Below are 6,389 nucleotides of genomic sequence, written 5' to 3' on the forward strand. Positions count from 1 at the left end.
TCTTCCTCATCCATATGGATAACGCCTTTGCCTTCGTCGTATGCATTGGGTGGGGCGTTTGGGTCAAGGGTATCATCTTTGTCTGGTGTGGTGTTTGCAACGTTTCCAGCTGTGTTTTCTTGGGCTTCATCAAAAAGCTCGCAATCTATTTTTGTAGTGTAACCACCCGTTTTATCAAGCTTGTGTTTAACGCTTTTGATGCGCCGTTCTGCTGGAATATAGGGGCGGAAAGGGGGCTCCTGAACAAGCTTTGCTTCCGCTTGTACAAAGGGATCACCACCAATATCACATGAGAAAGAAGATTTCCCACGAGATGATTTATTGCGATAAGCCGCAATGGCTGCAACAGCTTCTGATTGATTGTGGTAGGTATATTTGAGTTCATGAAACGGTGCTTTACCAACTTTGACTTCTTTTTTTTCACCAGTGCGAATATCATGATAGCTTGCGATAACACCGCCTTTTTTCTCTTCTTCTTGCTCTTGATTTTCAGGTGTTTTGGCTTCCGTCTCTACTTTAGGCAAATTGGGGGCGTCATTTTCGTCCATATGGATAACATCTTCGCCTTCTTCAATTTCCTCTGGCTCTCGTGCATCAGCGGCGGCTTTTTGATCATCTCCTGCCTCTGTTGCTAAGCCGTTTGCTGCTCCTGCTTCATCACGCGCACTGTATTTAAAATCCCAAGAGGTACAGAGTTTTTCATGGATAATAACAACGGGGAGTGTTTCACCAGTGATGGCTTTGCCTTCCCCCCGTCTAGCCAAAACAAGCTTGCCATCAACGGGTTTTGCTACCGCATCATAGTCTTCTGCAAGGCGTGTGGCAAAAGCCATATCGCTTTCAGAAGTTTGATCAATGTGACGCACAACAATTTTAGCAAGAGCAGGGTAAACTTTTGGTGTATAGCCATTGCGCTCTGCTATCTCTTGAACAATACTGCCAAGGGTTTGTTGGTGATAGGATTGGCTTTTGGGTGTTCTATAAGACGTATTCATAGAGGCGGCGCGCCCTGTTACACTTAAGCTTTGGGGTGGGCTGCTTACAGAGATTTCATCAATCAGATAGGCTCCCATATCGCGGTTTTTGCCGCCTTCATAGCCAAGTGTGACAGAAATGATTGTTCCGATGAGAGGAATATCAAGAAAGCCATTATCACTGTCACGAGCGCGGTCATCAAGCTCTATGGTAATGCGGTCACTTTTGTCTTCTGCTTCATCGGTAATTTCAATCGACAAAACATAGTCCATCAGCGTTCTTGTGATGTCCTCTCCATTTGCCATCACTGTGCAAAAAGGTTTCATGACTGGCTACCCCAAATTCTAATCACCGGTGTGGCTTTAGGATAGGGGAGGGTTGGCAAAACGATTGTGATGCCTGCTTTTAAGATAGGTCCATGGTCTGCAAGACCAAAATTTGCTGCATAAACGCGTTCAACAGCAAGGGCTTGTTGACCCTTAGCATAATATCTCCAGCAAATGGCGTCAACCATATCGCCTTCTTTTGTTACGTAAAGATCACTCATAGCTCTTCACCATATTCTCTCAACTTTATCGTAAATTCTTGTTTTTTGGGGGACCCGTTATAGTGAAAAATGCTTTGTTTTTCCTCTACAGAAAGAATGACAAACTTGCCTAAAATTTTCCCCTGACCGGTCACAAGGATATGAGGACCATTATGGGCCATTTGCCGTAAATACTCGATTTGTCCGTGACCGCCTTTAAAATCTGGATAGATCACACCGGTTAAAGAAAACTCTGCATTTGCCACAGCAGGCAATTGAAGCGCTGCTTTGCGCCCCAATCGCCCTTGCTCGACCCATGGAATGCCATAAGACATGTCAAGGGTTTGATAAGCAGCTGTTTCAATGGAAAAGATAAAACCACCCAAAGCTAACATCATGGCGCTTAATCCGAAAGGCTAGAGGCTATAGCCAAGCGTTGCTGCTTGGCATAGCGTTCAAGGGCTTGATTGACTGCGTCTCTGATTTCGTCCTTGAGACCATTGGGGACAGAAATATTTAAATTTGAAATCATCACGCGGGCATCTACTTCTACCGGCTTATGAACGGTAATGGGCTTGGGAGTTTTGAAGGCGCCCACTTTTGCATTTGTAGCCTGCATTTGTCCTGTTTCAACGCCCCCTGTATTAAAGCCACTTTTGCGTTTTTCAGGTGGGGTATTTGTAACCACTGCTGTATCCAGCATTCTTTTTGCCCGTGTATTAGTTTCTTCGGTAAAGGTTTTAATGGTCTTCGTTGAAGTCTTGTCTATTGAAACATTAAACCCTAACTTTTCTTTCACCCAATTAGGCATCCAACTGGTTAATTTACTCATCATGCCGCTGAGCCAATCAGACAGAGCATTCCATTTGCTTTTGATGCCGTCCCAAAGCCCATTAATAAGATTGGAGCCTACTTCCATTAAATCGACACCAAACAGCCATTCAATGAGTTCATTGATTTTTTTCGAAATCCAAGAGAGTGGTGAAAAGTTTTTAAAGAACGTCAAGAGGTTATAGAAAACATTACTACATAAGCTCGCAAAAGAATTCCATAGCTTGCTTATAAAGCTTATGACTGTGTCCCAATTTTTGTAGAGCAGATATCCGGCAGCAACAAGAGCTGCAATGCCGCCAATAATCCAGCCAATAGGTGTGGTCATGATAGCAACACCAAGCGATATAAAAGCAGAACCAACGGCGGTTATTGCTGGGATAAGTGACGCTACAAGAGATACTGCAAGACCAGCAACTGCAGAAGCTGCCGGTGCCATTGCCGCAATGAATGCCCCAGTAAGAACTGCCCCAACCGCGGCTAAAGATGCTGCTACCCAACCATTGAGTTTGTCCCAATATTGATAGAGGACAAAGAGCGCTGCAATGCCACCCATTAACCAACCGATAGGTGTCGTCATAATTGTGATACCAAGGCTAACAAACGCTGTTCCCACGGCTGCTAATGCGGCAATGAGTGGACCAAAAATGAAGGAACCAAGAGCTACAAGCCCCACCTTAAAGAGGGTTATTTCACCAATCAATGGCTCTAGCCATTGGAACCAGCCTTTAATCCTCTCTGTGAGATCACTGATGCTTTTTCTTAAATCAGAGGTAGGATTAAGCAAATCATTAAGGACTTTTTTTAAGGTTTTTGCCCAGCTCGCAACGGTTGTTTGAATGAGATCACGGTTTTCATCAATCAACTTTGAAAAACCGTCAATCATATCATTGATGACGGGCATAAAACGGGCGCCAATAAAGCTCGCGATACCGCCTATTTTTTTCTTAAAAGCACCAAGCTTGTCACTCAAATCTGCGGCATAACGTGCGACATCGGCACCTATGAGCCATTTTCCTTTCCGCGCCTTTGCAAACAGTTCTTTGATAGGCGCCATGCCTTGTGCAAGCATGGTCGCCATTTCTTTTCCATCACCCCCAAACAGCAGAGCGGCAATATGCTGTCTTTGTGCTTGGCTTTTCATCTTACTCATCTTGTCGGTAATTTCTTCTAACAAGACAGAAGTGGATTTGAGTTTTCCAGAAGTGTTTTTGACAGAAATGCCAAGTGCTTCAAAGCCCATCATGCCTCTTTTTTGTCCAGCATATGCTTGTGCTGAACGTCTATTTAAAACCGCTAAGGATTGTTGAAAAAGCTCGGCAGAAGTGCCTGAATTATCGGCTGCATCACCCCATAATTGAAGTGCCGTAACACTCATATTTAAATGGTGTGATGCGTGATAAAGACTATCTCCCAGATGCATGGTTTTCATGGTGAGGGCGGTCACACTTGCCACAAGACCACCCCCGGCAAGCCCTAAGACACCGGTAAAGACTGAAGCACGACTTGCCGCCACTCCAAGAGCACTTTGAACGCCATGGAGGCTTTTTGTCATATTTTTAACAGCAGCAGAAAAGCGGGGAATACCCAATCTATGTGAGAGTGTTTTTGACAATGTATCGAATTGTTTTTGAACACGTTTGAGAGGTGCCGTGAGTTTATCTTCAAGAGACAATTTTACCTTTGCATCAGCAACTTTTTCACTCATTTTGTCTTATACCTTTCTGCTGCTTGGTTTCGCCAGAATATGAGTTCTTGTGGTTCCATTTCCATCATGTCTGAAAGGGACCAATGGAACTCAATAGCAATATCGGCTATGAGTTTTGCGGCGTTTTCCCAGTCGAGGTATCCCGCCGTTTGGTAAAAGACTCCAAGATCTCTCCAATATTTGTCAAATCATTAATGTCGAATTCGCAGATGACCTCATACGGCCATTCAGAAAGGCGTGCGATCATAGTGATTGTTTGCTCTATACCTTCTTTTTTGTCGATTGCTTGCAAATCTTTTGTTTTGGGGCGCCGTAAGGTAATTGTGGTGTGCTCTTTTCCTTCAAATGTGAGAGGTTCAAGTAATTGATATGTAACATTTTTTTTGTAGTGTCATTTTTATAATCCTAAATTGTTTCTATGGTCTGCGAGTTGATTGACGCCATTGAATTTTCTCACCAAGTTGAGGACATCTATCTCAACGATTTCAACGTCCTTCTGGACATATTTGAAATATTGCAATGTGAATGTTGCTGTAGAAGTTGCTTTGCCTCCCGGTTGCCATTCTGCCATTTCAAAGCCTTTGCAAAGCCCTCTCATGGTAATGACAACACCTTCTGCGGGTGTGCCTTGAGCTTGCATTGAACTGCGCAATGAAATGTTGACATCGGTGCGCCCTAAGAGTGCCATCAACTCTGGAGAGCAATCAGAAATGGTCATGCTAAGCGTGAGGGTTTCAAGACCAAGGTCAACTTCAATGGAGCTATCCATGCCACCGCCGCGATAACTTTCAACAACCAAACTCAAATTCGGTAGGGTGACACTTTCACATTTTGCCTGATAGGGAATGCCGTCGACAAAAATGTTAAAATATTTCAAGACTCTGGGTAAAACAGGTACGGTCATTAAAAGATCTCCTCTAAGTAATCATTCACAATGCGTGAACGGAACGTGATATGTTCTGCAGGTGTTGTGGGGGTGAATTCGACATTGAAATAGACTTTGCCGCTCTCAATGGCGCTTGCTGTATTAAGCTCTAGATCAGGCGTACAGCGCCCACCAAGAATGGCACCTTGTGCTTTTAAATCACGCAAATAGGCATTGACGCTTTCACTGACATCATTCATGTAGTTTTTTTTGATATTGCGGTCGACAGCCCATAGATGTCCGCGCAAAATAGCATCATTGATCATATCCGCGGTGCGCACCACCGATAAGAAAGCAAATTTTGTATCGCTTGAGAGTGTGCGATTACCCCAGAGGCGATAGCCGTTTTCCCGAATAATGGTTGTGATGTTTTGTTCGTTAAGAAGGTTAGCGCGGCTTGATCTGTCCCCAATGGAAAAATCAATAGGGCGCGCAGTTCCTACAATGCCATTGATCACTTTATTGGAAGGGGAATGCCAAAAACCATGGGCAAAATCTGTTTTGGCAATGATACCAGCAACCGCTGCACTTGCCGGCTGTTCTATGATTTTTCCATCACGATTTACCTTTACAAACGGGTCAATGAGAATGGCGCGTTTTGAATCAAAATCCTTTGCCGTACTAAGTGCTGCTTCATCTGTCGTGTTTGGTGCATCAAGCACCACAATAGCACGTAGACGCTCGGCAATGCCAATCAGTTCTGCTGCTACAGGATTAGAGGTTGCACTGATTTCGGCTTTGGCTGTCGCTCCAGTGCCATCCCCTTCAATCGTCACATTTGGGGCGGTGTGATAATCAAAGCCACCGTTCTTAATGACAACAGAAGTTACTTTTCCATCTTTCAGGATTGCTTCTGCTTCTGCACCGCCGGCAATTTTAACAGTTGCTTGAGTGTAACCACTTCCTTGGTTCGTCACATCAATCTTGCTAAGACTGATAGGGCGTTTGTGTGTAAAGCCTGGAGCGATGAGAATGCGTGGTGTTTGTCCCACAATGGATTGTGCTCCAATCAAAGCATGGACGCCTTCATAAGCACCATTTGCGTTCACACCGCCTAGAACATTGGTGAGTGTTGCATTTTCGTTGTCACCTTCTTGCACGCGTACGACAACGACAATAGCCCCCACTTGCTTGAAAATAAGATCAAGGGCATTGGGTAAAGTGCCGCGTCGTTTACCTGTTGTATCCAGTTTTGCAGTTTGTGAAAGAGAGCCCGTTACCAAAACGGGTGTGTTGAGGGGAAATGCTTGTTCATCGGCATCGGGTGCTGTGCCAACAATTCCGATAACTGCCGATTGAACGGCGCGAAGGGGGCGGGTGCCGTCGTCAACTTCAACGACTTCAACACCGTGTAAAAAACCTGTTGCCATACTTTATGCTCCTTTTAATAATTGGCTAATGAAATGAATGGGAAAAATGAGAGG

Annotated in this window: 7 protein-coding genes and 1 pseudogene; all 8 read right to left on the reverse strand. The window is 44.5% G+C overall.

Annotated elements, in window-relative coordinates; all coding sequences use genetic code 11:
- Nucleotides 1–1,301, reverse strand: a 1,301-nt coding sequence (locus ACFIML_RS08675; protein ID WP_375687955.1) for a contractile injection system protein, VgrG/Pvc8 family, incomplete at its 3' end; no start/stop codon positions are given.
- Entirely contained in the window at nt 1,298–1,522 is a 225-nt protein-coding gene (locus tag ACFIML_RS08680; protein WP_375608781.1) for a tail protein X, read from the reverse strand. The genes ACFIML_RS08675 and ACFIML_RS08680, both read right to left, overlap by 4 nt.
- Nucleotides 1,519–1,899, reverse strand: coding sequence for a phage tail protein (locus tag ACFIML_RS08685; protein ID WP_375607132.1), 381 nt, complete (start codon nt 1,897–1,899; stop codon nt 1,519–1,521). Before ACFIML_RS08685 ends, ACFIML_RS08680 begins: the two co-directional genes overlap by 4 nt.
- A gap of 5 nt (nt 1,900–1,904) precedes the next feature.
- Nucleotides 1,905–4,040 carry a phage tail tape measure protein gene (locus tag ACFIML_RS08690; RefSeq protein WP_375687958.1) on the reverse strand — a complete coding sequence of 712 codons (2,136 nt, stop codon included), beginning with the start codon at nt 4,038–4,040 and terminating at the stop codon, nt 1,905–1,907.
- On the reverse strand, nt 4,037–4,108 hold the full coding sequence (locus ACFIML_RS08695) for a GpE family phage tail protein (RefSeq protein WP_081486138.1): 72 nt from the start codon (nt 4,106–4,108) through the stop codon (nt 4,037–4,039). Before ACFIML_RS08695 ends, ACFIML_RS08690 begins: the two co-directional genes overlap by 4 nt.
- A 38-nt stretch (nt 4,109–4,146) precedes the next feature.
- Nucleotides 4,147–4,419: pseudogene (locus tag ACFIML_RS08700) on the reverse strand (phage tail assembly protein); the annotation flags it as partial.
- An 18-nt stretch (nt 4,420–4,437) separates the two neighbouring features.
- On the reverse strand, nt 4,438–4,944 hold the full coding sequence (locus ACFIML_RS08705) for a phage major tail tube protein (protein WP_375608785.1): 507 nt from the start codon (nt 4,942–4,944) through the stop codon (nt 4,438–4,440).
- Nucleotides 4,944–6,335, reverse strand: a complete 1,392-nt coding sequence (locus ACFIML_RS08710) for a phage tail sheath subtilisin-like domain-containing protein (RefSeq protein WP_375687960.1) — start codon at nt 6,333–6,335, stop codon at nt 4,944–4,946. Before ACFIML_RS08710 ends, ACFIML_RS08705 begins: the two co-directional genes overlap by 1 nt.
- Between the last annotated feature and the right edge of the window lie 54 nt (nt 6,336–6,389).

This window comes from Bartonella sp. AC62GZZY (assembly GCF_042196525.1).
Classification (GTDB): Bacteria; Pseudomonadota; Alphaproteobacteria; order Rhizobiales; family Rhizobiaceae; genus Bartonella.